This window comes from Spiroplasma endosymbiont of Lariophagus distinguendus (assembly GCF_023846195.1).
Taxonomy (GTDB): Bacteria; Bacillota_I; Bacilli_A; order Mycoplasmatales; family VBWQ01; genus Spiroplasma_E.
The window spans coordinates 1-528 of sequence record NZ_JALMUW010000188.1 but is presented as its reverse complement, the minus strand read 5'-3'; the positions used below and the strand labels follow the sequence as shown (position 1 = coordinate 528).

1 protein-coding gene is annotated in these 528 nt (G+C 23.9%); it reads right to left on the bottom strand.

Going from position 1 to position 528, the window contains the following annotated elements:
* A partial coding sequence (locus M0D11_RS06465) for a ParA family protein (RefSeq protein WP_252321170.1) occupies window positions 1–528 on the bottom strand: 528 nt, incomplete at both ends.

The window sequence follows — 528 nt, the reverse complement described above, 5'->3', positions numbered from 1 at the left end:
AATCATCGTATTTAATAATTTATCATCAATATTTGATTTGCCAATTAATTCAAGCATTACATCATGAAATTTTGCTTTTTTTACCTTATTAACAAAATAATATTTAATGTTATTTGTTAATGACCCACCAAAACTATTAATTGAATTGATAGCTTCTTGATATGGTTTAGTCATAACATCAATGCCTTGATATGAATACAAATGCGGTTCAATTGGAACAATAATAGAATCACAAGCTAATAACATACTTGTAAGCAATTTATCTGCTTTTGGTGATGTATCAAAAAAAATATAGTCAAATATTTCACTTAGTACCCCTTGCATTTTTTGAATATTTTTCATAAATATTGTTACTCCAAAAGAATTTTTATCTAATTCAGATAAAACTTTATTGGCAAGTTCTGTTCAAGATGGAACAAGTACAACATTTAAATTATCTGTTTGAATAAATGTATTTAATAACTCTTCTGTTGTTGAATCTGATTTAAATCATTTTTCAATTTTATTACTATCAATATAATTTGTTAT